This is a genomic window from Ruegeria sp. YTSA226, assembly GCF_059609905.1.
The window spans coordinates 1-25,797 of the sequence record NZ_JBXWMQ010000013.1; the positions used below are offsets into that span (position 1 = coordinate 1).

Annotated in this window: 23 protein-coding genes and 2 pseudogenes; 8 read left to right on the forward strand and 17 right to left on the reverse strand. The window is 56.7% G+C overall.

The features are described 5' to 3' along the window. Positions 1 to 70: 70 nt before the first annotated feature. The 7 genes and pseudogenes from AC2FFF_RS14950 to AC2FFF_RS14980 all read right to left on the reverse strand — a co-directional run bounded on the left by AC2FFF_RS14950 (position 71) and on the right by AC2FFF_RS14980 (position 7,656). Positions 71 to 244 (reverse strand): hypothetical protein, encoded by a 174-nt coding sequence (locus tag AC2FFF_RS14950; RefSeq protein ID WP_496751227.1) that lies wholly within the window; start codon positions 242 to 244, stop codon positions 71 to 73. 468 nt (positions 245 to 712) lie between these two features. Beyond that, positions 713 to 1,990 carry a serine hydrolase domain-containing protein gene (locus AC2FFF_RS14955; protein ID WP_496882987.1) on the reverse strand — a complete coding sequence of 426 codons (1,278 nt, stop codon included), beginning with the start codon at positions 1,988 to 1,990 and terminating at the stop codon, positions 713 to 715. Between the two features lie 938 nt (positions 1,991 to 2,928). After that, positions 2,929 to 3,390, reverse strand: coding sequence for a hypothetical protein (locus AC2FFF_RS14960; protein ID WP_496739679.1), 462 nt, complete (start codon positions 3,388 to 3,390; stop codon positions 2,929 to 2,931). Positions 3,391 to 3,633: 243 nt separating this feature from the next. After that, a complete protein-coding gene (locus tag AC2FFF_RS14965; RefSeq protein WP_496751230.1) occupies positions 3,634 to 4,455 on the reverse strand; it encodes a DUF3658 domain-containing protein in 822 nt (273 codons plus the stop codon). Between the two features lie 363 nt (positions 4,456 to 4,818). Then, positions 4,819 to 5,450: pseudogene (locus AC2FFF_RS14970) on the reverse strand (tyrosine-type recombinase/integrase). Positions 5,451 to 5,714: 264 nt separating this feature from the next. After that, positions 5,715 to 6,617, reverse strand: coding sequence for a 2OG-Fe(II) oxygenase family protein (locus tag AC2FFF_RS14975; protein WP_281996103.1), 903 nt, complete (start codon positions 6,615 to 6,617; stop codon positions 5,715 to 5,717). Positions 6,618 to 6,747: 130 nt separating this feature from the next. Continuing rightward, on the reverse strand, positions 6,748 to 7,656 hold the full coding sequence (locus AC2FFF_RS14980; RefSeq protein ID WP_271951652.1) for a LysR family transcriptional regulator: 909 nt from the start codon (positions 7,654 to 7,656) through the stop codon (positions 6,748 to 6,750). A gap of 96 nt (positions 7,657 to 7,752) precedes the next feature. On the opposite strand from AC2FFF_RS14980, the gene AC2FFF_RS14985 reads away from it, so the two are divergent. The 3 genes from AC2FFF_RS14985 to AC2FFF_RS14995 all read left to right on the forward strand — a co-directional run bounded on the left by AC2FFF_RS14985 (position 7,753) and on the right by AC2FFF_RS14995 (position 10,316). Further along, a complete protein-coding gene (locus tag AC2FFF_RS14985; protein ID WP_142640332.1) occupies positions 7,753 to 8,535 on the forward strand; it encodes a CmcJ/NvfI family oxidoreductase in 783 nt (260 codons plus the stop codon). 47 nt (positions 8,536 to 8,582) lie between these two features. Then, positions 8,583 to 9,371, forward strand: coding sequence for an SDR family NAD(P)-dependent oxidoreductase (locus tag AC2FFF_RS14990; RefSeq protein WP_142640333.1), 789 nt, complete (start codon positions 8,583 to 8,585; stop codon positions 9,369 to 9,371). A gap of 99 nt (positions 9,372 to 9,470) precedes the next feature. Beyond that, the gene (locus tag AC2FFF_RS14995) at positions 9,471 to 10,316 is read left to right on the forward strand and encodes an enoyl-CoA hydratase/isomerase family protein (RefSeq protein WP_142640334.1); all 846 of its coding nucleotides are present in this window, start codon (positions 9,471 to 9,473) and stop codon (positions 10,314 to 10,316) included. Positions 10,317 to 10,572: 256 nt separating this feature from the next. On the opposite strand, the gene acnA is transcribed toward AC2FFF_RS14995, so the two are convergent. From acnA to AC2FFF_RS15040, 9 genes are all read right to left on the reverse strand, one after another. Then, on the reverse strand, positions 10,573 to 13,212 hold the full coding sequence (gene acnA, locus AC2FFF_RS15000; protein ID WP_496751104.1) for an aconitate hydratase AcnA: 2,640 nt from the start codon (positions 13,210 to 13,212) through the stop codon (positions 10,573 to 10,575). Continuing rightward, positions 13,209 to 13,682 carry a ribonuclease E activity regulator RraA gene (gene rraA, locus AC2FFF_RS15005; RefSeq protein WP_496751103.1) on the reverse strand — a complete coding sequence of 158 codons (474 nt, stop codon included), beginning with the start codon at positions 13,680 to 13,682 and terminating at the stop codon, positions 13,209 to 13,211. The genes acnA and rraA overlap by 4 nt, the downstream gene beginning before the upstream one ends. A gap of 7 nt (positions 13,683 to 13,689) precedes the next feature. Further along, the gene (gene otnC / locus AC2FFF_RS15010) at positions 13,690 to 14,328 is read right to left on the reverse strand and encodes a 3-oxo-tetronate 4-phosphate decarboxylase (protein WP_496751101.1); all 639 of its coding nucleotides are present in this window, start codon (positions 14,326 to 14,328) and stop codon (positions 13,690 to 13,692) included. Then, on the reverse strand, positions 14,325 to 15,602 hold the full coding sequence (gene otnK / locus AC2FFF_RS15015) for a 3-oxo-tetronate kinase (RefSeq protein ID WP_496751099.1): 1,278 nt from the start codon (positions 15,600 to 15,602) through the stop codon (positions 14,325 to 14,327). The genes otnC and otnK overlap by 4 nt, the downstream gene beginning before the upstream one ends. Beyond that, positions 15,596 to 16,279, reverse strand: coding sequence for an aspartate/glutamate racemase family protein (locus AC2FFF_RS15020; RefSeq protein WP_496751097.1), 684 nt, complete (start codon positions 16,277 to 16,279; stop codon positions 15,596 to 15,598). Before AC2FFF_RS15020 ends, otnK begins: the two co-directional genes overlap by 7 nt. A gap of 93 nt (positions 16,280 to 16,372) precedes the next feature. Then, entirely contained in the window at positions 16,373 to 17,458 is a 1,086-nt protein-coding gene (locus AC2FFF_RS15025; RefSeq protein ID WP_496751095.1) for an isocitrate/isopropylmalate dehydrogenase family protein, read from the reverse strand. 50 nt (positions 17,459 to 17,508) lie between these two features. Then, positions 17,509 to 19,050 carry a tripartite tricarboxylate transporter permease gene (locus AC2FFF_RS15030; protein ID WP_496751093.1) on the reverse strand — a complete coding sequence of 514 codons (1,542 nt, stop codon included), beginning with the start codon at positions 19,048 to 19,050 and terminating at the stop codon, positions 17,509 to 17,511. Between the two features lie 12 nt (positions 19,051 to 19,062). After that, positions 19,063 to 19,494 carry a tripartite tricarboxylate transporter TctB family protein gene (locus AC2FFF_RS15035; RefSeq protein ID WP_496751091.1) on the reverse strand — a complete coding sequence of 144 codons (432 nt, stop codon included), beginning with the start codon at positions 19,492 to 19,494 and terminating at the stop codon, positions 19,063 to 19,065. 65 nt (positions 19,495 to 19,559) lie between these two features. Further along, a complete protein-coding gene (locus tag AC2FFF_RS15040; protein ID WP_496751089.1) occupies positions 19,560 to 20,540 on the reverse strand; it encodes a Bug family tripartite tricarboxylate transporter substrate binding protein in 981 nt (326 codons plus the stop codon). Positions 20,541 to 20,937: 397 nt separating this feature from the next. Here AC2FFF_RS15040 and AC2FFF_RS15045 point away from each other — a divergent pair, with 397 nt between their 5' ends. From AC2FFF_RS15045 to AC2FFF_RS15065, 5 genes and pseudogenes are all read left to right on the forward strand, one after another. After that, positions 20,938 to 21,858, forward strand: coding sequence for a GntR family transcriptional regulator (locus tag AC2FFF_RS15045; RefSeq protein ID WP_496751087.1), 921 nt, complete (start codon positions 20,938 to 20,940; stop codon positions 21,856 to 21,858). 30 nt (positions 21,859 to 21,888) lie between these two features. Beyond that, a complete protein-coding gene (locus AC2FFF_RS15050) occupies positions 21,889 to 22,278 on the forward strand; it encodes a methylglyoxal synthase (protein ID WP_299637581.1) in 390 nt (129 codons plus the stop codon). Between the two features lie 215 nt (positions 22,279 to 22,493). After that, positions 22,494 to 23,201, forward strand: a complete 708-nt coding sequence (locus AC2FFF_RS15055; RefSeq protein ID WP_496751085.1) for an IS6 family transposase — start codon at positions 22,494 to 22,496, stop codon at positions 23,199 to 23,201. A 102-nt stretch (positions 23,202 to 23,303) separates the two neighbouring features. Next, complete coding sequence (locus tag AC2FFF_RS15060) at positions 23,304 to 23,777, forward strand: DUF3604 domain-containing protein (RefSeq protein WP_496882990.1); 474 nt, start codon at positions 23,304 to 23,306, stop codon at positions 23,775 to 23,777. A gap of 187 nt (positions 23,778 to 23,964) precedes the next feature. Beyond that, positions 23,965 to 24,159 (forward strand): annotated as a pseudogene (locus AC2FFF_RS15065) (IS6 family transposase); the annotation flags it as partial. On the opposite strand, the gene AC2FFF_RS15070 reads toward AC2FFF_RS15065, so the two are convergent. Then, positions 24,141 to 25,793, reverse strand: coding sequence for a GMC family oxidoreductase (locus AC2FFF_RS15070; RefSeq protein WP_281994855.1), 1,653 nt, complete (start codon positions 25,791 to 25,793; stop codon positions 24,141 to 24,143). The pseudogene AC2FFF_RS15065 and the gene AC2FFF_RS15070 sit on opposite strands and share 19 nt — an antisense overlap. Between the last annotated feature and the right edge of the window lie 4 nt (positions 25,794 to 25,797).

Consider the following 25,797-nt stretch of genomic DNA (forward strand, 5'->3'; position numbering starts at 1 on the left):
CCATAATGGCTTCGATGAACCAGAAATCCTCCGTTGCTCAAACCCTAAATCTATCCGGTAGGTGCTGACGTCAGACAGCGCTGTACGCCGATCCATCCACGTAAAACTGTTCCTCGGAGAGCACGTCTATGTCGCCTTCTGGCCCTTCTGGCAGCGTCCCGGGAGTGACGTGCTGAGACGCGCCTGCCAACGTTGCCCAAATTGCCACAACCATAGTTGCGACACTGGTTCTCAAAAACATCATACGATACTCCTTTTTGGCGTTCACATTGCTGCACTTGCGAGGGTCAGCCTGATGGTGGAAACAGGAGCGACAATGGTCACACAGACCAACAGCTTCACATTTTTCAGCATTCCCTACCGTTGATAATGAGGGCGCTCTATCGACGCCGATCCAGGATGATCGATAGCATGACAAGCGCTACGCCGAGCGCCGCAAAGATAAATGTCAGAGGCAAGAAGAGGCTCTCCTGAAGGACTCCTTCTGCGTTGACATCACCATAGAAAACCATCTCCGCAAGCCATGAAAAGCCAGCCATAGCAAGACTGGCAAGGCCAAAGATGCGCAGTCTATTCCTCATGAATCACACCTATTTTTAGACCACAAAACCTTTGGAAGGAAGGATAACCGTTTGCACTGGTTTCATGTGACAAGACCCCTGCAGTACACCCGGTACGACGAGTAAGTTAGATTTTTGGAGTCCCCAGACGTTTATTCTGGCAGGGCACCTGCTTTGCGAAGGGCATCTGAAATCAACAACGCACCAAATCCGAGGGCATTACTCGAAGACGTAGCCCAGGCAACAATCGACATGTCTCGGTCAATGAATGCGGCCACCTCAGACTCAAAACCAAGGGTTTGACCGCCGTGGCCCCACAGATTATCGCCTTTCATCGCGAGGCCCAGTCCGTATCCGGATAGCGCCGGATGTGTGGTCTGAATGGTATCCATCATTTCTGACAGCGTTTCCGGTTGTTGGAAGAGTTCACCTGCGACAAGCGCTTCAATGAAGGTATGCATGTCGTCGACTGTTGAAATCACAGCGCCAGCAGCCCACCCCTGCGTCATGTTCCAGTCGGTCGTTTCGTAGTCGTCGCCTTCAAGAAATGACCGTGGCAATCCAAACGCAGACCTCGGAATACCGTTCCAGAGATAGGTCTGATTCATGCCAAGAGGTCCGAAGATCCGCGTTTCGAACGACTTTCCGATCGGCTTTTTCTCCAGCTTCTCGATGACCATCCCGAGAAGCACGTATCCTGTATTGCTGTAACTCCAGGAACCTTCCGCACCAGGTGGAAAATTCGGCTCCCCATGTTCTATGACAAAATCAACCATCTGTTGTGGCTCAAGCGGACGCACAAGAGCGTCACGGCTTGTGGTGGCGCCCTCCATCAGGCCTGGTGTGCCGTCAGGAGCATTGTCAGTATAGCTGAAGACCCCGGATGTGTGCTGCGCAAGCTGACGTAAAGTCATTACGTTTCCGTTTGGTAGCCGTGTCGCGAATTCTGGAAGGTGCATGGAAAACCGGTCGTCGATACCTAGTCGCCCTTCTTCCATTAGCTGCAGCAGGACAACCGCTGTCATCATCTTCGTGTTGCTTCCAATCTGGAATGGCATCGCGCAGTCGATCGGAGTGGCAGCCGAAGGGTCAGCAAATCCAGTCGCGGCTATGTACTGCCAGTCTCCGGCGCGGACTGAAAGAACAGCGCCAGGAGCTGAACCGAGCGGCGAGTCGATGACCTGTGTGAGGACGCCATCCAGAGCATCTGCGATAGCAGACGGGGCAGTGCTTTTGTCTGTGCAAATGCCCGTTTGGACCTCTTCGGCATTGGTTGAAAGCGCCGCCGAGAGTGTCACAATGGCCGTCGCCACTGAAAGTAGTCCAATGTTCAAAGCGCGGCTTCTCGTCTTGCTTTGCGCCGGCATTCTGCGCCTCCATAGGGCTATTAGTGCATCTACTGTATCAAGATTGCTGTTCGTCCCATCCAAACTGCAAGCGACAAAACACGCTCCACAGCTATTTCTTCAGACACCGCTAGAGACGGTACCATCGCGTTATAAGCGCTTGATGAGAAACCGAGCAGACACTCTGCTCGGCTTCCTGACCGGGAACAGAAGTCTTCCGACCGACCACCATTCAAGCTCTTACGCAACGCTCATCACAAAGCCGAAGTAGGTGTCTATGGTCTTTGGACCCTTGTCGGGGCTTTCACAACTCCGGTGTACATTTTGCTCTGACGGACCGCTGCACCTCCAGACACCGGACACATAACGGCTAAGCGGGCTAGGTGAAGTCTCACACCAAAGTCGCGGCAAGGAACATGAAGACTTCTCCCCACATTCACACGCACATTAGGTCGTAGGTGGGCGACATTCATTATCCAGGCGCTCGTACTATCCCCTTGAAGACCAGCCTGCATTGTATCCGCTTGCGAAGTAGGGTTCGAAAGTCGAATCGTATCCGTCATGACGCTCGTAGGCCATGCTCATACCCATGCCGCGGTCTTGGACACCAAGGGCGTAACCGTCTCGATAGTATTCGCACTCGTTCGCGCCAAGATTTGATGGGCAAGTGCCGCTGGAAACTGCTGCGCCAGGGGTGGTGGTCGTTTCCACGCACCCCGCCAAGGCAAGTGAGAGCGCTGTCAGACCGCAAAAAACAAGACTTTTCCTCATGTTGATCTCTTCCATCGATGTAACACCCATCCAGTAAACACTGCCAGTTTACGCACGGCAACGCCAAACTGATGCGCTTCGGCTCTCCTAGGCGCATACTGCGCGATAACCGTGCGACGCAGGAAGAAGAAACTTGCGATGCACAAGTGCCTTGTTCTTATGGCTTGAGCCGCACTCCGCGCACTGCCCTCCTCTTTAATGAAAGATGGTCGACTTTGAAGTCAGTGTAGGGGCACCCTGGTTGACCATTTCTATCTCTCGACATCGATCGAATAGAAATAGGTCCCGCAGGTGCCTTCTTCGATTGCGCCACCCGGCATCTCCGCACCGCTGAACATTGCAATACCTAGGTACTCGGACCCGGAGAGTTCCTCCGTCCAGCCCGCCATGTAGGTTATGCTCTGATCTCCGCAGAGGGTGTTGTCCTGCCGAAGAGGTCCTACGTCGCCTGTAACTCGGAACACTTGTGCCGCAGGCACGTCACCGGAAACTCCCCATGCACCCGAAGCAGCTTGGTTGACGATCTCGAGTTCCAGAAGTCCACCTGTCTCAAACACCATTCGGCTGGTCGACAAAATCACCGGCCCGGTAATCGCCAAGGCCGTTTCGCTATAGGGATTGAAGGCTCTTGGTTCTTCTTCAAGCGGTTGTGCTACTGCCGGATTGCCCGAGACCCCCATCAATATGAATGTCACCAATGCCCAACGGTTCATTTTCTCTCCCAAGACTTCGAAGCCAACGCTCGCTAGGACTAGCGTAACCCACATTTTGGGCTCAGGTCCATGCGGATTTCCTGTACCGGTTACGTCTGGTGCCGCATGTTTCAGTTGCAGAGAGCTCCTGCGAACGACGCTATCGGGCACGAAGGCTCAATTTCGCTGGGCTGACGAACGATCCGCGCAAAACTTGGGGATCGGCTTGCCACGCCAAGCCCTCGATTGATGCGATGAACTCATCTATGTTGCCGACAGGCGAATGGCGTTTTCAAACACTCGACCTGTCTTTTTCTGTACCTCAATCAATCCGTTCTCGATCATGGCCGCCATTCGACTGGCGAAGAAGAGATCGCTCACCCGGTTGTGGGCGTCGCATCGGCTCATCGCAAGTCCCACGACACGACCGGCAACGGACCAATCGGTCGTGCAACTCGACAAGATTAGGTCATCATAAAAGTCAGATTGCACTCTAGCGACACGTCCCGCTACCCATCGGCGCAGTACACCCTTTTCTGCGCAAAGGCGCCGATATTCAGATGAATGATGTTCCCGCTCTGCACTATTCAATTTGCGAGCGTTACTGCAAATACCGGCCAGATATGAAGGCTGCCACATAGCGACGTAGTGCTGGTCGCTGCTTTCAGAAACATTGGCATGCGACAGCGTGATATCGGTACCGTGCACCCAGTCGCAAACCATATGAAGAAAAATGGTCTCTGATACGTTTTCGCCGGCCCAAACAACAACTTCCCTTGTCTGTATTCTGCCAGCTTCAGCCATAAGACGGCGCCAGGATACAAGAATGTCACTTGCCTCTTCTGGTCTTTCACCAATTTGAATAAACAAGTGCTGAAAGTAGCTTCTGCGCACTTGCAGATCGCCCAGCGGACCATGGCTGAGATCATCTGGGATGCCAATGACAGTGCCCGGCATTGCACCCGACTGACAAGCCGCGCGAAGGCATCCCACGGCACTATCGCCAAGTGCCACGTGAAGATAATTGTTGTCTAGAGTTCCACCAAGTTCAGACATATCGGTCGCTGCTATCCAGAAAAACAGCATGAGAAATGCTCGGGTATTTGCTCAACAAACACAAACTTTTGAAATTTCACGTCGTTATCTGCATTGCTAAGCTAACGGACCCCGCCCGGGCTCCAGGATTGCAAAAGGCTGCATAAAGCATAGTCGCGTGTCAAGCGCTGTTCCTTATCGCAACTCGGTCCTTGCCCTTTCAGATTTCGCTGCGATTACAACGAAAGGCCGCTCTTCTTTCTGTGGTGCCCGCACGGCGTCAGTGATCAGCTTGCAGCACCTGCGAGCATCAAAGCCAAACCACTTCCGCTTCGGGCTCTTTGCTGTCATCAGAAGATGATTGCTGCATGGCTGCTTACGGAAGGCGAACGGCTTGTACCGCTCGCCTAAAGTTCAAATGTCGATCTTCTCAGCAATGCTTAGGGCATCTTCGACTTCGACGCCCAAGTACCTAACAGTGCTATCGATCTTTGTGTGGCCAAGAAGCAGTTGTACTGCTCGTAAGTTCCCAGTCTTACGGTAAATTTCAGCGGCCTTCGTCCTGCGCATCGAGTGCGTGCCGTAGCCACTTGGTTCTAAGCCAATTGCTGCGACCCAATCCCTGACAAGTCGGCCGTATTGGCGTGTTGAAATGTGGGGATGGTCGTGGAACCGACTTGGAAACATGAAGCTGCCTCTCAACATTTCTGGACTTTTGACCCAGTTGGCAACGGAATCACGCGTGTTTTCAGTCAGTTCAAACTGAACTGGCCGCTTTGTTTTGCTTTGCACCACCGAAACACGTTCGCGCACTTGATCAGCGTTTACGAGGTCGCTCACCTTGAGACATACCAAATCGCATCCACGCAACTTGCTATCGATCGCGACATTAAAGAGCGCCAGATCTCGCAAATTGTTTGCCAGTTCGAGACGCGCTCGGATGGCCCAGACCTGTTTGGGTCGCAACGGGCGCTTTGCCCGATGATGCGACCTTTGTTCCAAGCTCGTTGTTTGGGGGTGATTGCTGGAAGCTGTACTCTAGGCATATTTTGCCCTCCATACCGCCCTCCAAACCCAAGCGTCGGCATCGCGCTGACGATGGATAATAGCATAATTTCTATAACTGCTTTGGACTTGTCATGTAGGTGTACCATGCCGCGTATGCATCAGACAGCTCCGAGCCCAAAACAACGAATGCAGCAACCTGCACCAATGGCTGCTTCGAGATTATCTGAAAAAGCGGCCAACGAGCCTCCGCTATGTTGGCTGGGCGACGTCTATCACCCAACCAACCTGTCGAGGTCCGCGGATCAGAAGGGCGCAAACCTGTCCGATGGATCGGTCGGGACCGTCCAGCGCGCGCGCGGATCGATTGTGGGCGCGAACGCACCAGGATGCGGGATCTGGCCGTTTTGACCGTAGAGCCACAGCACGAAATTGGAGCGTTGACCTTCGGTGATCGGTTCAGACGCATGGGGGACGCTGCCGTGGTGGATCAAGGCCGTGCCGGGCTCAAAGTGCAGTTTTTCGACCCGTCGCGACGCGGGATCAATGAAGCTGACAGCGGAGCCAGAAAAGGCCTCGTCCGGTAGATTTAGATTGATATTCAGCGTGACCGATGATGCGTCTGAGTGAGGCCGGAGCGACGTGTCGTTATCTGCTTGCCACTGGATGGAAAACCCGAAGGTCTGCGTGTCGTATCCCATCACATCCGGGAACAAGAGCCGTGAGATGGGCCGCATATAGGTGTTCATCAGGTCGCGGTAGAACGTCTGGAAGGCTGAGGTCCCAAGATGCCCTTCCGAGCGCGGGTCAAGCATTGCACCGCCCCGGTTGAGGGAAATGCCATAGGGCGGGCGCAGCGGAATGCCTGCATCGGCGACACTGTCCAGATAGCTGCGCAAAACGAACAGCCGTTCGGGGTCAAAGAACTGGGTTTTGTAGACACCAGGGAAGACCTCTTCCCATAGTTTTTTCACTTCGCCTTCGGTTGCCGGGTCTTTCCAGGCCCCCTCGACCGCTGCGCGGAGACGGTCGTCATGAACAGATGCATCCAAGGCGGTTTGATTGGCCTGCTCCCATTCCTTCCATGCGTGTTTGAACAGCTCCTGGTTGTCATTCCAGAATTGCGCGACTTGCGGGGCGCGTTGCAGCATTGCTTCGCGTGTGGGGCGTTCCACGGCGCGTGCGCGCTCTAATGCAGATTGTGTCATGTCCTGTCTCAACTTTCTGATGGTCAAGCCTGTTGCTTCCGAGACATTAGATATTACCCTTAGATTGCGTATAAATGGACATATTTTTGATAACAGAATTCGTTTTATCTACATAATAGAGGTGTGGCGCCTAGGAGCCGGCCCAAGCCGCTGACCGTCCGATCTGTTGGATCAGATAGTCCATGAAGACGCGGACCTTTGCGGAGACTACGTTGCTTTTGGGGTAGATCAGCCAAAGCGCCGGATTGTCCGCCAGTGTGTACCCGGGCAGCACCTGCACAAGGGACCCATCATTCAGCTCGCTGTGGACCGCCCAGAGGGAGTTAATCGAAATGCCGGCACCCTTGAGCGTGACACGCACTTGTGTCAGCCCGTCGTTCACGATCAGCCTGTGGGAGGCTTTGTGGAGGTCGAATGTTGCTTTGGCTCCGTCATCTGACACCAAGGCGCGCGGCTCCAGATCCTTGAAGGCGACCAGACGATGCGCCGCGAGGTCATCCGGTGTGCCGGGCACCCCATGTGTTTCCAGATAGTCTGGTGCTGCACAAAGAATACGTGTGTCGTTTGCCAGTTTGCGCGCCGTCAGACTGCTGTCCTCCAGAATAGAATTGCGGAGGGCCAGATCATAGCTGCCCTCAATCAGGTTGAACTGGGTATCTGATAAATGCAAATCGAGCGTCAGGTCTGGATAGGCATCCATAAAAGCGGGCAACAGGGGCGCGATATAGAGCTGGGCAAAGGTGCTTGGAGCGGCAAAGCGCAATGTCCCGCTCACCTCGGCCTTGCCTTTGCCGAATGCGGCGAGGGCCGCTTCTTCCTGTTCGATCATCTCTCGGGCGTATGGCAAGAAGTCCTGCCCCTCTAGGGACACCGAGACTTTCCGAGTGGATCGATGCAACAATTCGGCGCCCAGCAGTTTTTCAAGCTTTGCGAGCCGCGCGCTGGCCACCGCCGGTGCCATCCCTAGCGTTCGGCCCGCCGCGCTGATGTTCAGCGTTTCAGTAGCAAGGACGAAGAGGCGGAGGCTTTGCGTATCCATATTGTATATTTTTCCAGAAAACTGAATTCGATTATCTACCGTTTATATATCTGCGCAGCGGTATAGGTCAAAGCTCAAGACAGAGCGGAGAGCGGAATGACTCAGACAGCGACAGTGAATTATCACGTCCACAAACCGGAGCGTCAGGCGTTCGAGCTTGATGCCGGTGGCATCGTTGGCAATCTGATCGCGCCAGAACTCGCCCCAACCGAAGTGAAATTGCGCGACGCGCGCAGGTCAGCCACAGACCCATCATTCGAGGATGACGCTGTCGCGTTTTCTTTCGTCCCCACAGCGGTCTCGTTCGCGCAAGACGATGATGCCTGGCAAGCGGAGTACGACGCAGAGCTGACGTCGCTTCTGACGACCAAGCTGGACGCGCAGGAGGTGATCATCTTTGATCACACGATCCGGGTGGATGACCCTGACGCCGCGCGCAAGCCCGCGCGAAACGTCCACAGCGACTACAGCCCTGACGGCGCAGAACAGCGACTGATCGACATTCTTGGTGCTGATACAGCGGCAAAATGGAGCGCGGGGCACTACGCCTTCATTAACATCTGGCGACCGATCGAGGCGGCGATCAACTCAGCCCCGCTCGGGTTTATCCTGCCGTCGAGCGTCGCCCCGGAAGACTGGATCCTGCTTGATCTGATCTATCCCGACCGCAAAGGACAGATCATGGGGTTGGCGGCAAACCCGAATCATCAGTGGATCTACATGTCGAAGATGACCCCGGATGAGGTCGCCTACTTCAACATCTTCGACAATCAGGGACGGCCCTCCATTGGGCACTCCGCGTTGGACATGGTCGAAGACCCAAACGTCATGACCATCCGCAAAAGCATTGAGAGCCGCACCCTAGTGCGTTTTGCCTGATCCCATCATCGGACCCACGAAACACGAGCAAACGGAGAGAGACAATCATGACCAAGACAATTCTTATCACCGGATCAACAGACGGCATCGGTCTTTTGACGGCGCAGACCCTCGCAAAAGAGGGGCACAAAATTCTGCTTCATGGACGCGGTGCAGCCAAACTGGAAGCCGCCGTCAACGAGGTCGGCGGCGACGTCGAAACCTATGCCGCTGACCTGTCGCGTATGGCCGATATCCAAACCTTCGCGGCAGAGGTGCGCGAGAAACACGACCGCCTTGATGTGCTGATCAATAACGCGGGCGTGCTGAAAGTCGCGGAGACCCAGACCGAGGCCGGCCATGATGTGCGGTTCATGGTCAACACCTTGGCGCCCTATGCGCTGACCCGCGCGCTTCTGCCGATCATTCCGAAAGACGGGCGGATCGTGAATCTATCCTCTGCCGCGCAAGCGCCGATTGATTTGGCTGCTATGCGCGGGGAAAAACAGCTTGGCCACAATGACGCCTACGCGCAAAGCAAGCTCGGCATCACGATCTGGACCCGCGAATTGGCGAAGGAGTTGACCGACGGACCCGTCGTCGTCGCCGTCAATCCCGGATCGTTGTTGGCTTCGAAGATGGTCAAGGAAGGCTACGGCATCGCGGGCAACGATCTGTCCATCGGCGCGAACATCCTGCGTGAAGCGGCGCTCGGGTCGTCGTTCGCGGATGTTTCGGGCAAGTATTTTGACAATGACAGCGGCCAGTTCGCGCAGCCACATGCGGCTGCACTGGACGCAACTCATTCGGCGCAGGTGATGCAAGGCATCGAAGATGCTTTGAAATCTCTCAGCTGATCTCACTGACGCCCGTCTGACGTCGGGCGTCTTTTACACCACCTGAAACTGCAACCCTCCGGCGACATGCGTTGTCCGGACCCAAGAAAGGACTGACTGATGAAATACGAGAATTTTCAAACCTTTGACGTGAAGGTCCAAGACGCCATCGCAACGGTGGCATTCGATTTTGGAACAGTGAATGTGCAAGGCCAGGAAATGCTGGCCGACCTCAACAGCCTTGCCATGCGGCTGGAGCGGGACCGCGATACCAAGGTGGTCATCTTCCAATCCGCGAACCCCGAGGTTTGGGTCTGCCACTACGACACCGAGCTGCTCAAGGACATGTCGACCGAAGCTGTCTCCCGCGATGAAGCCCAGCTGCTCGATTTGCAAGCGGTCTGCGAACGCATCAGCAAGGTGCCTCAGGCCACGATCGCGAAGCTGGAAGGCTTCGCACGCGGTGGTGGCCACGAGTTGGCCCTGGCGCTGGACATGCGCTTTGCGGCGCGTGGCAAATTCAAGTTCATGCAGATGGAAGTCGGCATGGGTATCCTGCCCTGCGGCGGCGGTGCGTCCCGCATGGCCCGTCAGACCGGTCTGGGCCGCGCGCTGGAAATCATCCTGAGTGCCCGAGACTTTGACGCCGATGAAGCCGAGGCAATGGGCACGATCAATAAAGCGTTGGATGCTGATGAGATCGACGACTACGTAAACACCTTGGCGCAGCGGATTTCCAAGTTCCCGGCAGAGTCTATCAATGCCTGCAAGCAGATGGTCTACGAGTCGATCGACAAGCCTATCGATGAGGCCCTGAAGGCCGAGGCCTATTGGCTCTACCAGGCAACGAGCAAAACATCAGCCGTTAAACGCTTCACGATCGCAGACGAGCAGGGCCTAGAGCACGACATGGAAAACCAGCGGAACTGGGAAAACCTGGTCATGGATGTTCAGGATATCAACTGAGATTGATTGGATTAAGCGGACATTCGGCCTTGTGCGTCGGATGTCCGTTTTGTCCGCTCAGCAGACGCTCAACGAGTTTAGAGGAACGTCTGCCTTGAGCCCAAAGTGTAAAATGCTGCAGAATCTGCCAATGGCTTCGAATTCGCGAAACTGGACGTTGGTGTGATGGAAAGCAGTTCAAAAAGTGCATTCGCCTAGCATTTTTAGTTACAACCGCATGAGCCAGCTCTGCCCTATTCGTTCAAAGCAGATTGTTCTATTCGCGGCCTTCAAGGGTGAGACCCATGATCTTTGACAGGACGCCGCCGTGTCGCAGCAGGTCGACCTCTTGGAATGTTTCCACCGCCACTTTGCAACGGATATCGCCCAGCACTTCGTTGCCGCGCTGCCACTGCAAAGTAGTTTCCAGACCAGGCACCAGCGTCTCAGGTGGCAGGTTCACAGCGAAGCGATCCTCAGCGCGAATGCCCGCCGTCTTGGGATCGAAACCGTCAATGATCTGCACCGGTACCACGCCCATACCGATCAGGTTGGTGCGGTGGATGCGCTCGAAACTTTTGGCGACCACGGCGCGGATGCTCAGTAGTGCTATGCCTTTGGCCGCCCAGTCGCGGCTGGAGCCCATGCCATAGCGGTCACCCGCCAGAATGATAGTGGGCTGCCTTTGATCCGCCAGGATTTGCGCTGCTTCGTGCAAGGGCAGGATGCGCCCATCCTCGAGCGTTGTCTCAGCCGGGGCCAGCCCCTCTTGCAGGTAGTTCACCGCCAGCCTGTTTGTGAAGAGGCCGCGCAGCATGGCCTCCCAATTGCCGCGATAGGCGGCATAAACATTCATGTCCTTGGGATCGCCGCCGCGCGCGCACAGCCATTCGCCCGCCAGACTGGTCGGATCCACCCACCCCGCGGGTGATATATGGTCGGTCGTCATATCATCCCCCAGCACCATCAGAGGCGCTGCAGTATAGTCGCCCAACCGCAACAGCTGAGGCTCGGCGGTGAATTTCGGCCGCCGCAGATAGCGTGAGGTCGGCTCCCACGGGAAGCGCGCGCCATCATGGACCTTAATCCGGTTCCAGGCGTCATTGTGGGTAGCCGTGGCAAAGGCGGTGCGAACGTCAGCCCGACGATAGCCCGCTTGCAAGAGTGATTTTATTTCAGAGGTTTCGGGCCAGATATCGCGTAGATAGACCGGCTGACCCTCGGCGTCCTTGCCGATCGGGTCATTCAGGATATCGCCGAAAATATCGCCCTTCAGCGCATAGGCCACCACCAAGGGCGGCGAGGCCAGATAGCCCAGATCCAGCTTCGGATGCACCCGCCCCGGAAAGTTGCGGTTGCCCGACAGCACGGCGCTGATCGCCTTGCCGTCCTTCAGCGCGGTCTCGATCACCTCGGGCAAGGGGCCGGAATTGCCGATACAGGTGGTACAGCCATGGCCTACCAGATCAAAGCCCAGTGCCGTTAGATCGGGGATCAGGCCCGCGCGCTGCAGATAATCCCGCGCCGAGGGCGAGCCCGGCGCCATCGAGGTTTTAACCCAGAACGGCGTCGTCAGCCCCAGCGCCCGCGCCTTGCGCGCCAACAACCCGGCCGCGACCATCATGTAGGGGTCCGAGGTATTGGTGCAACTAGTGATCGCGGCAATTCCCACCGCGCCGTCGGGCACCACGCCTTCGGTTCGGGGCGCACGGGACAGCGGACGGTCCAGCGCCGTCTCGACCCGAACTGCGGCATGTGCCGGGGCGCAGGTGTCCTGTGGGCGACGCGGACCAGAAATAGTCGGGGTGATTGCGGTCAGGTCAATCTCGATCGCCCGGTTAAAGCGCGGTGCGGTGTCGGGATCGAACCATAGACCCATGGCGCGAAAAACAGGTTCGATATTGCCCGTCAGACTGACGGGCCGCGCGGTGCGTTTCAGATAGGCTACGGTTTCGCCATCCACCGGGAAAAACCCGGTCGAGGCACCGTATTCCGGCGCCATATTGGCAATCACGGCGCGGGCATCGGCGCTGAGCGTAGACAGGCCGGGGCCGCAAAACTCGACAAAACTGCTGGAGACATCAAGAACCCGCAACCGGTGTGTCACTTCAAGCGCCAGATCGGTCGGCATGGTGCCTTCGGGCAGCTGACCAGTCAGGTGCACGCCCACCACTTCGGGCATGCTCAGGGTCGTGGCTTGGCCGAACATGACGCTTTCCGCCTCGAGCCCGCCGACACCCCAGCCAAGCACGCCAATGCCATTGATCATTGGTGTGTGGCTGTCAGTGCCCAGCAGCATGTCGGGGTGGGCCTGTCCATCGGCGCAGATCTCAAGCACAGTTGCCAGTTGTTCAAGGTTGATCGTGTGCATGATCCCGGTACCCGGCGGATGCACCGTAACCCCATCCATATTCTGCGATGCCCATTTCATGAAGCCATACCGCTCGCGGTTGCGGGCGATTTCGTTGCGAGCATTGGTCGAGAACGCCGCCTGCGTGGCATAGCGATCCACCGCCAATGAATGATCAACCGAGACGTTGACCGGCAGGTTCGGAGAGAGAACGCCCGGGTCTCCGCCGGCCTCGGCCACCGCGTCGCGCATCCCGGCAATGTCCGCCAGTGCGGGCGTGCAGGTGGTGTCGTGCATTAGGATGCGGTTGGGCATGAAGGTGAGCTCAAACCCACCGTTTCGCCCCTCAAGCCAGGCATCCAGCGCCGCTAAAAGCGCGTCCGACTGGCCGGTGGTGCGTAGGTGGTTTTCGGCTAGAAGACGCAAGATAAAAGGCAACCGATCTAGTCGGTCGCCCAAAACACGCGGAAGGTCCGTGGCCCTTAAACGGCGCGTCCCTGCATCAATTTCCAGACCGGGGATCACCTTATCCCCGCCGGAGTCCAAATGGATAGTGGCCGCAGTCAAACCAGTTTGACCTTGCTATGCAATACTCCATCGGCGTCGCCATAGATCCAGTCACCCGGCGCAATGGACACACCGCCGATGTGAATATCGCAGCCAGCTTTGCCCCAGCCCTCTTTCGCGCTTTTCACCGGCGAGGTTGCCAGTGCGAAGACCTGCGTCGCCATCTGCTCGATCTCAGCGCTGTCGCGAATGGAAGCGTTGAGAACCAGCCCCACCCAGCCGTTATTGATCGCCATTTCCGCGATCATGTCCCCTAGAATGGCAATGCGGGTAGAACCGCCGCCATCTACGACCAACACGCGGCCCTCGCCGGGCCTTTCCAACTGCGCGCGCATGACTGTGTTGTCTTCGAAACACTTCACAGTCTGCACGGGGGCGGCGAAATGCGGTGCCGTGCCGAAGCGACGAAACGGCAAGTGAACAAGCGACAGCTTGTCTGCATGGTCATCAATCAGGTCAGCAGTTTTCATATCAGCCTCACAAATTTGCGTAGGTTGCTTTCAGGTCGGCCACATCGGCCACACCAAGGAAGCGCGTCTTTTTTCCGCGCAACGCCAGAAGAAGCTTGGCGGTTTCTTCCAACTCTTCTGCCGCGCACACGGCCGAGAACAGATCCTTGCCCGAAACCACGGGGCCGTGATTGGCCAGCAGAACTGCGCTGTACGCGCCCTTCAGGTCGCGGATCAGATCGCCCGATTTCGGGTCGCCCGGTTTAACGTAACGCACCAATTTCACTGTGCCCACGCGCATCACCACATAGGGCGTCAGCGGCGGGATGCAGTCATCGGGGTTAGTGTCCTCAAGGCAAGACAGCGCTGTTGCCCAGGTCGAATGTAGGTGCACCACGGCCCCTGCTTGAAGACGGGTTTCATAGAAGGCTTGATGCAGGAATACTTCCTTGGTCGGACGGTCGCCCGCCACGTGATTGCCGCCCAGATCAATTTTGCTGATCCGATCGGGATCAATCGCGCCCAAAGTAGAATTGGTCGGTGTCATCAGGATGCCATCAGGCAGTCGGGCAGACACATTGCCTGCCGTCCCGACGGAGAAGCCCCGGTTGAACAGGGACGCACAGAGGTCCGACATCTGCCGGCGCAGTTCTGTTTCGGTGCTCATTTCTGCCCCTCCATGATGCGCAGCGCTTTGGTAAAGAAGTCCTGCGCACCGAAATTTCCTGATTTCAGCGCAAGCGAGATCGGTTGATCCTCGCCCAGTGTAAGGACTGGCACGCCAGGGTCGATTTCCGCGCCGATACGCATCGCAGGCGAGCCAAGTTCGCCCGCCACTGCCTGCGCCACCGCGCCCGAAGTTTCGCCGCCCGCCACAACGATCCGGCGATAGCCGCGATGCAACAGTGCGCGGGCGGTGTCTGCAAACAGAGTGTCCAGCTTCTCGGCCACGGCCTCGCGACCGAACTTGGCTTGAATCGCTTTCACCTCGTCGGGGGCGCCAGAGGAATGGACCAAGGGCATATTGCCGATGTTCTCAGCGATGAAATCCAGCAGGTCATCCATTGTGACCCTCCCATTCATGACGCCGGGTACGTCGATGGCATAGGTCGGATGCGATTTCTGATGCTCGGCCAGCTGACCGCGCGTCGCACCAGAGCACGACCCCGCCAGAATGGCCTCGGGGCCTTGAGTGCCTTCTGCAGAGGGCAAATTGGCCTTGGCCTGACCGTTGCGAATGAAGTTGCGCGGCAAGCCCAGCGTGATGCCCGAACCGCCCGTGACCAGCGTAGCGCCCTCAAGTGCCTCGCCCAGCGTCAGCAAATCTTCGTCAGATACGGCATCGGTCACAACATATTGTTCTTCCGCACCTTGCAGCGCAGCCCGCACCTGTTCGGACCCGGCCAACACGGTCGACAGCGGCACGTGACCCACCGCATGCTCGGTCTGCAAGCGCAGGAAGCGGCGCAGATCGGGATCCGTCATCGGAGTCAACGGGTGGTTCTGCATCCCACTTTCGCTTAGCAGCATGTCATGCACGAACAGATGGCCCTGGTAGACCGTGCGCCCGGTCGTCGGAAAGGCCGGACAGACCACCACGCCGCGCGCGCCCAGCTTGGCGGCCAGAGCGTCGGCCACCGGGCCGATATTGCCTTCAGGCGTTGAATCAAAGGTCGAGCAATACTTGAATACGATCTGCTTGCAGCCCTGATCCAGAAGCCAATTCAGCGCCTCGAGGCTTTCGCTCACCGCATCTTCAACCGGGTTCGAACGCGACTTCAGACTAACAACGCCGGCGTCGATGTCCGGTGCGGCAGGGCCGGTAGGCACGCCTGGATACTGGGCGGTTCTCAGACCTCCTTCGCCGTCAACGCCTTTGGCCAGAGTGTTGGCGACATCGCTGCCGCCAGTGAAATCATCTGCGATAACGCCAATTAGCATTGCTGAACCTCGTTATTGTGTTCGATCCGGCGGCGAATTTCTTCAATCGCGGCCTCCGGGCTGGTCAGAACAGGAACGTCAGTGCATGCGCGCACCGCATCCGCAGCGCTGGCCATGGAAAACTGCGCCAGCAGGATGACATCCGCATTGGTGATCATGGCGGCAGTATTGGCTATCAATCGGTCGTGGGTTTCGTCGTCCCCAGCCTTTTTGGCGTCCAGTGCACCCTCGCAAAAGACCGAGGTGATTTGTGCGATGCTGCCTTTCTGGCGAGCCGCCTCACGGAACTCATCCTCCATCCCACCGGCGGCGGGTTGGAAAGTGTACAACAGGACAACCCGGTCCCCGTGGGAGAATGCCGCTTCGAACATAGCTTCGTTGGGCTTCATTACTGGAATGCCCGCCTCGAAATTGGCACGTTCGATGGCCGCCCCGAAGGCGGAACAGGTGAATAAAACCCCATCGGCCTCTGCAGCCTCGGCATAGCGGGAAAGGTCGATTATCCGGCGCAGAAGGTCAGCGGAAAGTTCCGCCGATTTCGCACGATCCACCGAAAGACCCTCTTCCAATATCGAGATCGTCTCTGCTTCCGGCCAAAGCTTAACTGCGGCGTCCTCGATCGGATCAATCGCCACTTTAGTTGCATGAATAAGCGCTATGCGGGGTCGGTCTTTCATCTTTTTTGCGTCCTGAAGTAATCGGCGACACCACAGGGAGAGAGGCGGTGCCACCGAAATGCTGCGGGCAAGAGTTGCCCGCAGGGAGTATCCTCAAGCTGCAACGCTTTCGCGCGCTACGGCTTCTGCGACGAGGGAGCCAAAGGCGTCACAGTTCACGGATCCACCCAAGTCACGGGTGCGGTTTTCCGAGACGTCGATAACTGCGTCTACGGCGTCGGCAATGGCTTGACCGGCATCCATCAACTTCTGGATGCCACGCTGTTCGCCCAGCCAAGTCAGCATCATGGCCGCTGACAGGATCAACGAGGTCGGGTTGGCGACGTTCTGCCCCTGAATATCCGGCGCCGATCCATGTTGCGCCTGAGCGCAGCACAGACCGGTTTCAGCGTTGGCGTTGATCGACCCTGCAAGACCCAAGGATCCAGACAATTCCGACGCTAGATCCGACAGGATGTCGCCGTAAAAGTTGGTAGCTACCACCACGTCATAAGCTTCGGGTTTGCGCACAAGAAGTGCGGCGAAAGCATCGACGATCAGCTCTTCGGTTTCAACTTCGGGGAAGTCCTTGGCCACTTCGCGGAAGCATTCCAGGAACAGTCCGTCGGTCATCAGGAACGAGTTTGCCTTGTGGATCGCCGCAACCTTCTTGTCGCGTTGCATTGCCAACTTGAAGGCTTCGCGACAAATCCGCATCGAGCCGTGGCGGGTGATCTTGCGCACCGACAGCGCCATGTCGGGGTCGGGCATCATCTCGCCCACGCCCTTGTACATGTTTCTGTCAGGGTAGAAGCCCTCTGTGGCTTCACGCATGATTACCAAATCCATGCCCGGCGCTTTGTTCGGTATGAAGCTGCGGGTACGTGCGGGACGGACGTTTGCATAGAGGTCCAACCCGATGCGGAAGCCAGCCGACACGTTGCGTCCACCTTCGACAACCGGGGGATAATCCATGTGTGACTGAGTGCCTAGGATCACACCGTCAAATTCGGTGCGGGCGCGATCCAGAACTTCTTCCCGCAGAGTGATGCCGTGGTTCTTTAAGCTGGTGAAACCGCTCTCTTCTTCATGGAAGGTCAGTCCCAGATCAAAGCGTTTGTTCGCAGCTTCGACAACTTCCAGGGTCGCCGCCATGATTTCCGGCCCGATACCATCGCAGGGCAGTGTCATGATACGCATATTAGTCTCCTATGATCGGCCATTTGGCCAAGTTCGTTGAGGGTGTCGGCTCAGTCGCCGACGAATTCTTCTTGATCGCGCGCGGCTTCCATCCGCTTCTTCATGCGACGCCCCATCAGCATGGGCAGCACGAAGCCGGCGATTGCGACAAGCCACAGGATGATGGCCAGGGGACTGCCGACGAGGATGAACCAGTCGCCATCCGAGATCGTCATGGCGCGGCGCAGATTCACTTCCATCTGGTTGCCTAGGAGAATGCCAAGGATCACGGGCACCAGAGACACGTCGAGTTTGCGCAGAACCCAGCCAGCAATCCCAAAGCCCACCATCAGCATCACGTCAAAGGTCGAGCCGGTGATCGAATAGATGCCTACGAAGGAAATCATCGCGACGATCGGCATCAGGATCCGGGTCGGGATCATAAGCACACGGGTGAAGATGCCTACCAGCGGGATGTTCATGGCCAGTAGGATGAAGTTCGCAAGGAACAGCGAGGCGATCAGGCCCCACACGATGTCCGGGCTTTTCGAAAACAGCAGCGGACCAGGCGTGATGTTCAGCTGCAGCAGCACTGCCAACAGAACCGCCGTTGTCCCCGAACCGGGAACACCCAGCGCCAGCATCGGCACCAGTGCGCCACCCGAGGCCGCGTTGTTGCCCGCTTCCGGTGCCGCGACGCCGCGCGGGTCACCTTTGCCGAAGGTCTTGCCATCACGGTCAACCGCTTGCTTTTCCAGCGAGTAAGCCAGGAACGAGCCCAGCGACGCGCCCGCACCGGGCAGAACGCCCGAGAAGAAGCCAAGACCCGTGCCGCGCGCCATCGAGGGAAGGCAGCGCTTGATCATCTTGAAGTCGGGCATGATCCGGCCAATTTTGGTTGCCCCGGCTGAGCCGACTGCGCCACCGCGGTGATGCTCGAGGAAGATGAACACCTCGCTCAGTGCGAACAAGCCGACGATCGCAATCAGGAAGTCGATGCCGTCATAAAGGTGTACGTGGTCGAAGGTGAAACGCTGCGAGCCCGTCTGGCTGTCGCTGCCAATCATGGCAATGCCCAGTCCCAGCGCTGCCGCAAATGCCGATTTTGCCTGGTTGGTGGACGAGATGCCGCCAAGGGTTGCAAAGGCCACCGTGAACAGTACGAAATACTCGGCCGGTCCAAATAGAAGGGCTATTTTCACCAACTGCGGGGCCAGAACGACCAGACCACAGGTGGCCACGAAGGCACCTACGAACGAGGCAACCCCAGACAGCGACAGGGCCTCGCCTGCCTTGCCCTGCTGGGCCATCGGATAGCCGTCCAGACAGGTCATCATCGCCGGTTCGTCGCCGGGAATATTCAGTAGGATCGAGCTGATCCGTCCCCCATACATGGCACCGTAATAGACACTGACCAGCAGGATCAGAGATGCGGTCGGGCCCAGACCCAACGAGAAGGCAATGGGGATCAGGATCGCTACACCATTGGCTGGGCCAAGACCCGGAAGTGCACCCATCAACGTTCCCAGAAAGCAGCCGATGACCGCCAGCAACAGGTTCTGCGGGGTGAGTGCGATGGCAAAGCCATCTGCAAGAAGAGACAGAATTTCCATAGGTATCGCTCCTCAGAAACCAAGTGGACCTTTGGCCAAAGCAAGGCCGAGGATCAGGTGGAAAACGACGTAGATACCAACCGAGGTACAGACCCCCGTTACGAGGGACCAAAGGGGTTGTGTCCCCAGGCGCCACGTCAAGTAGGCCGTTGCGAATACAGTCGAAATCAGGAAGCCGATTTCGGGAAGCGCCCAGCTGTATGCAAACATGACAGCTGCCGCGAAGACGATTTCGGCAAACTCGCGCATATGCGGCCATTCCGGTTCGTCGTCGGGGCGCAAGATGAAGTAGAGCGAACAAAGCGCGACGATGGAGCCTACGATGTAGGGGAATGGACGCGGACCAACCACATCGACCATGAAGCTGTCTTTGATCGTTGACGCGGCCCAAATATAGAAGATGGCGAGCGCCAACCCAAAGCCGCCAAAGATGCGGTCACTCATTTTCTCCTCCCTTTCATTTGATGTGCAGTGGGCCGGCCGGTTCATGCGGCCAGCCCGATGTCGCGTTATTGGATAATGCCAATCTCTTTCGACAGCTTGGTCACATCAGAGATGCTGCCCGCCACGAAGTTGTGCATATCGTCGCCGAAGTTGTTGAAGGGTGCGATTGCAGCTTCTTCAAGGGTTGCCTGGAAGCCCGGGTCGGCAACCATGGTCTTGATGGCGTTCGACCAAAACTCTTTCGCTTCGTCCGAGGCACCAGCGGGCATGTAAAGGCCGCGCCAGTTCGCACCAACCACGTCATAGCCCAGCTCTTTTGCGGTGGGGATGTCCGGGTAGTTGGCCAGACGCTCGGGTGCCATGATGCCGATGATGCGGATGTCACCCGACTCCAAGAAGCCCAGCATTTCCGAGAAGTCACCCGACAGCGCTTCGGTCGCACCCGAAAGCAGACCTGTCATCGCTTCACCGCCACCATCAAACGAGACGTATTTCAGCTGCGTGACATCCTCCATCCCAGCTTCGCGGGCCACTAGCATTGGCTTAATGTGGTCAAAGCTGCCTACCGATGAACCACCCGCGATTCCGACCGAGCGTGGATCTTCCAAGATCGCGTCCATCATGTCTTTCAGGGTCTGGAAGGGCGAGTCTGCCCGCACGGCGATTGCGCCATACTCTGCACCAAAGGTCGCCAGGAAATGTACGTCATCCTGTGTGGCGTCTTCATAGATGCCCTGCGCGATACGCGCGCTGGTCGACATAGACGCTGCAACGATCAGGTTGTTGTCTTCGTTACGCTCTTTGGTGACGTGGGCAAAGGCCACACCGCCGCCGCCACCCGACATGTTGGTTACCTGCATCGAGTCTTCGATGACCCCGAGGTCAAACAGGTATTTGGCAGTGGTGCGGCAGATAAAGTCCCAGCCACCACCCGGGTTGGACGGGGCGATGCACTGCGGGCTTTCAGCTTTGAATTCAGCGGATGCAGTGCCCATACCGGCCAGCAGGGCAACGGTAGCGAAGGCGCTTGCACGAGTAAGTTTCATGAACACGAGGTGGTCCTCCCATTTTTTGATGTTCGGTAGCGCGAATCTCGCGCTGGTATCATGGATTGCATATTTGATTGCAAAAAGCCAATTTAAATTTGCTTTTATGAGGCTAAAAATCCAAAGTCGCGTTGCTGCATATTGACCGTACTGTAGTCGCATCGCTGCAGAAGCATTGATAAATAACAACTTCCTTTTCTCTCCGACAGCATCGGAGCTTGGCTCTTGTTCTACCGGATTAGCAAAAAACCAATCGTGGGCACGTGACAGCTGCAGAAAGATGTGGACCTAAATCCAATTTTTTGGTTTTTATAGCTCATAAAGCCAGAAAACTGGGGCGTTCTGGAAAGGGAAATGCAATCTGGGATGCCCCCAAATCAACCCATCGGTGATTAGGATGTCGGGAAGAACAAGCGAGCTTTCGAGGAAGATCTCCAACCGGCTACTACATGACATAGTGTCCGGCTCCCTAAGTGCCGGAGAGCATGTCAGCGCCCAGCAGGTTGCCGACAGGTACGGCGTTTCGCGTACTCCGGTACGCGAAGCTTTGGTTAGCCTTGAAAACCAGAAGGTACTCGTCCGGCAACCAAACCGCGGATATTTTGTTTCAGACAAAATCCCATCAAAGATAAATTCTACCCTGGCAAAAGCGATGCCCGAGGGAAATGAGGACTATCAAACCCTCGCCAACGACTGGCTGACCAACCAGATCCCCGAGGACGTTACTGAACAGTTTTTGCGTCAGCGATATGGCTGGACTAAAACCAAGGCTCACGACCTATTGGCCAGGGCATCCCGGGAAGGATGGGCAGAACGCAAAGAGGGATACGGTTGGCGTTTTTTGCCGGTTGCCAAGACCCCAGAGGCTTTCGATCAGATCTATAGATTTCGAATGGCGATCGAACCCGCCGCCATGCTCGAACCCACTTTCGAGCTTGATCATAAAGTCTTGGATGAACAGCGGCGTATTCAGGAAGGCATGTTGAACATGGACGTGAAATCAGCTCCGGACGAGTCCTTGCTCAAGAACGGTTCGCTGTTTCATGAAGAACTTATCAAACTCTCGGGCAACCCATTTTTCCTGATGTCACTACAGAGAGCCAACCGGATGCGCCGCTTGATGGAGTACCGTGCTGAAGTCAACCGCGAACGCCTGATTGAGCAATGCTCTGAACATCTCGAGATCTTGTCTCTTTTAGAGCGCGGCAACGTTGCAGATGCCTCTTACCGGATGCGCCAACATTTAAGCGGTGCCCTGAAACGCAAATCGCCGCTGGCTTGGAGCTGGGCTGCGGACAATCCGACGGAGGCCGATTGAGCGATGCCGCAAGACGTTAGAACTGCGCCCATGATCCACTCGATGGCACTGGTCGCGCATGACAAGATGAAAGATCAGATGATCGAATGGGCGAATGCGCATAAGTCCGAACTGGCAGAGATGGAATTGTTCGGCACCGGCACGACCGGGGGACGTATCGCCACTGAAGTCGGGTTACAGATCACCTGTCTGAAAAGTGGCCCTCTCGGAGGTGACGCGCAAATCGGCGCGATGATAGCTGAAGGGCGCCTTGATGCGCTGATCTTTTTCATCGACCCGCTTTCCGCGCTGCCTCACGATGTGGATGTGAAGTCGCTGCTACGACTGGCCACGCTGTATAACACGGCGCTGGCCATCAACGTGGCAAGCGCGACGCTGCTGGTGCGCGCGGCTAGCGTTAAAACCGCCAAAACAGCCTGAGGATTCACTTTCCGCACAATCTACAGAAATATGAATGTCTGCGGCGGGGTTTTAAGTGGTCATTCAGGTAAATAAAGCTAATGGCAGTTTTGTCCGCACTGTAGACATCCAAGGCATGCCCAGCGAGCGGCTGGTTCTCCGCAATGAGGTCATTGGAGGGCCTTGTCAGAGTAACTTGACTTGAGCGGGGCAGGGCGGTTGCGTAGCGTTCGACCATGACCAAACCTGCCTCATTCAAATACTTCAAAACCAGTCCTGAAATCATCCGTCTGGCGGTCATGTTGTATATCCGGTTTCCGCTTTCGCTTCGGAATGTCGAAGATCTGCTTCACGAGCGCGGGATCGATGTGAGCCATGAAACTGTCCGCTACTGGTGGAACAGGTTCGGTCCGATGTTTGCTTCTGAGATCCGAAGAAAGCGGGTGCAGCAACTGCGTGCATTCTCGAAATGGAAGTGGCACGTAGACGAGGTTTTTGTGAAGGTGAATGGCAAGAGACATTATCTGTGGCGAGCCGTAGATCATGAAGGTGAAGTGCTTGAAGCCGTCGTTACTAAACGCCGGAACAAAGCTGCGGCATTGAAATTTCTCAAGAAATTGATGAAGCGCCATGGCTGTGCCGAAGAAATCGTTACCGACCGTTTTGCGTCTTACAAAGCAGCGCTAGGAGAATTGGGTGCGCTCGAAAAGCAAAAGACGGGCAGGTGGCTCAACAACCGCGTTGAGAATTCACACCTCCCATTTCGACGAAGAGAACGAGCCATGCAACGTTTCCGGCGCATGCGAAGTTTGCAGAAATTCGCCGCCGTCCATTCCTCTGTCTACAACCATTTCAACCAGGAAAGATCGCTCTCCAGCCGAGACACCTTCAAGCTGACACGCACCGCCGCTCTTGCCGAGTGGCGCGAACTTGGCGCGGAATAAAGGGCAGCGTCACTGGCCCAACAGAGACGAGTTCGAATTCGTCTGACAGCACCCTTCGCCACATCAGGCCCTAGGATACAGCCGCGTTTCTTTGGCGGTGCAATACTCCAAAGCAACAACGATCCCGTGAAGCTTGTAATGGACGGTTATGCCAACGGCGTGCCGATGGGCGGTTCTCTGACAGCTTTGAACGGCCCACCAAATTTCGCGGTGCACGCATTAAAAGATCCGATCGGAGCCAACCTCGATCGCGTACAAATCATCAAGGGTTGGGTCGATGTGGGCGGATCGCCGCAAGAACGTATCATTGATGTAGTGTGGTCAAGAGATCGCGTGCCGGACGTGAATGGCAAGCTGCCGCCCATTGGCAATACGGTTGATCCTGAAACTTCGACTTACAGTAACGCAAACGGAGCTGCGGAGTTGTTTGGTCATTGGACAGACGACGATTTTGATCCTGGCCAACATGCTCTGTACTACATGCGCGTCATCGAAATACCAACTCCACGCTGGACGACGTATGACGCCGTCCGCCACGGCTTGCCGCTCCTTGAGGATGTCGCGGTGTGGATATAAGAACGAGCATGGATTTCGCCAATTTGGTATTCACCGGAGCAGTAGCCCACGGTCTTGTCAGAAGAACATTGCTTGAGCGGGGCAGGGCGGTTGCGTAGTTTTTGCACATGACCAAACCTGCCTCTTTTAAAAACTTCAAGACCAGTCCCGAGATCATCCGCCTTGCTGTGATGCTGTATATTCGATTTCCGCTCTTCCGTTTCGACGACGCGAACGCGCGACGCAACGGTTCAGGCGCATGCGAAGTTTACAGAAATTCGCTGCCGTTCATTCTTCCGTCTAAAACCACTTCAACCAAGAAAGATCGCTCACCAGCCGAGACACCTTCAAGCTGACCCGCGCCGCCGCTCTTAGCGAGTGGCGTCAACTTTGTTCCGGATAAGAATTGCGTCCCTCGCGTACTGATCCGATGCCAAGGATAAGGTCGGCGCATCGTTCGCCAAGCATCATGGCAGGTGCGTTTGTGTTGCCGGCGTTGATGTCGGGCACTGCGGACATGTCGCACACCCGTAAGCTCTCGATCCCGCGAACGCGCATTCTGGCGTCCAGCACTGCCATTCCGTCGCCGTCCCGGCCCATTTTGGCAGTGCCCGCCGGGTGATAGTTGGTTTTTACGAATCTCTTGCAATGTGCTCGCAGCGTCTGGTCGTCGTCCGCTATCGGAATGACGATTTCGCGGATCCTTTGTGCAAGCGGGCCCGACGTGAATGCCCGACGAAAGAACCGCTGCCCCCGGATCATCTCTTGCATGTCGTCCTCATGCTTCAGAAGGTTGGGCGAAACCACCGGCATAGCTTGAGGATCGGCCGAGCGAAGCCGAACCTCTCCGCGTGATTTCGGTTTGACCACGACGGTCGTAACGGTCACGCCAAAGTCATCCTGCACCTCGTCCAGCGCGTCGCGATCCAGATAGACGATGGGCACGCAAAAGGCTTGAATGGTCGGTTCTCCATCAGGAACCGACGGATTGACGAAGGCACCAGCTTCGACCCCGGCCGAAGTCACTGGGCCGCTGCCGAACAGTTTGAACTGTATGCCGTTGCGAAGCATCCGCCAGCCATCACCTTGTTTAAAATATCCGTATGGACCGTTGGCAAAGGCGGTGATGGGAACTTCGGGGTGGTCGATCAGGTTCTGACCGACCCCAGGCAGTGGGCAGAACACAGGAATACCGTGTTCGGCAAGATGTGCATCCGGTCCGATACCCGAAAGCATGAGGATTTTCGGCGTGACCAGAGCGCCCGCCGCAAGGATAACCTCACCATCACACCGGACGGTGTGGAACCCGCCTTTGTCGCGATACTGCACCCCGACGGCCTTGTCGCTTTCGATGATGACTTTTCTGACCGTTGCGCCAAGCCGTATGGTCAAGTCCGGGTTCGTCTCGAGAGGGGCGAGGAAAGCATAGGCTGACGAGCTGCGCTTTCCAGCGCGATTGGTGAACTGATAGAACCCGACACCGCGCTGTGTTGCGCCGTTGAAGTCCGTGTTGAATGGTTCACCAAGGGCCTGCACCGACTGAACGAACCAACGGGACATGTCGTCGATATACCCCGGATCAGAGACCTGCACCGGACCATCGCTGCCATGCAGGTAATTATGAAGCCTGTTGTTGCCTTCAATCCTGCGGAAATAGGGCAGCACATCATCCCATCCCCAGCTGACCCCGTCGTTGGTCTGTCGTAGCAGGTCGTTCCACGCGTCATAGTCAGAAGGGCGGCCGCGCATATAGACCTGCGCATTCACTGACGACCCGCCGCCCAGTACGTTGGCCTGCGGAATCTCATGCACGCGGCCGTCCAGGTGGTCCTGCGGTTCGGTCTGGTGGTAGGTCATGAACTTGGACCCGTTGATCATCTTGAAAATACCCGGCGGCATGTCCAGCAATGGATGGTGGTGCGAATGCCCGGCCTCCAGCACCAGAACCCTGCACTTGCCCTGGTTGACCAGTCGGGCGGCGGCTGCGGCACCGGCTGAGCCGCCGCCGATGACGATGTGATCGAAGGTTTCCGTCATGATG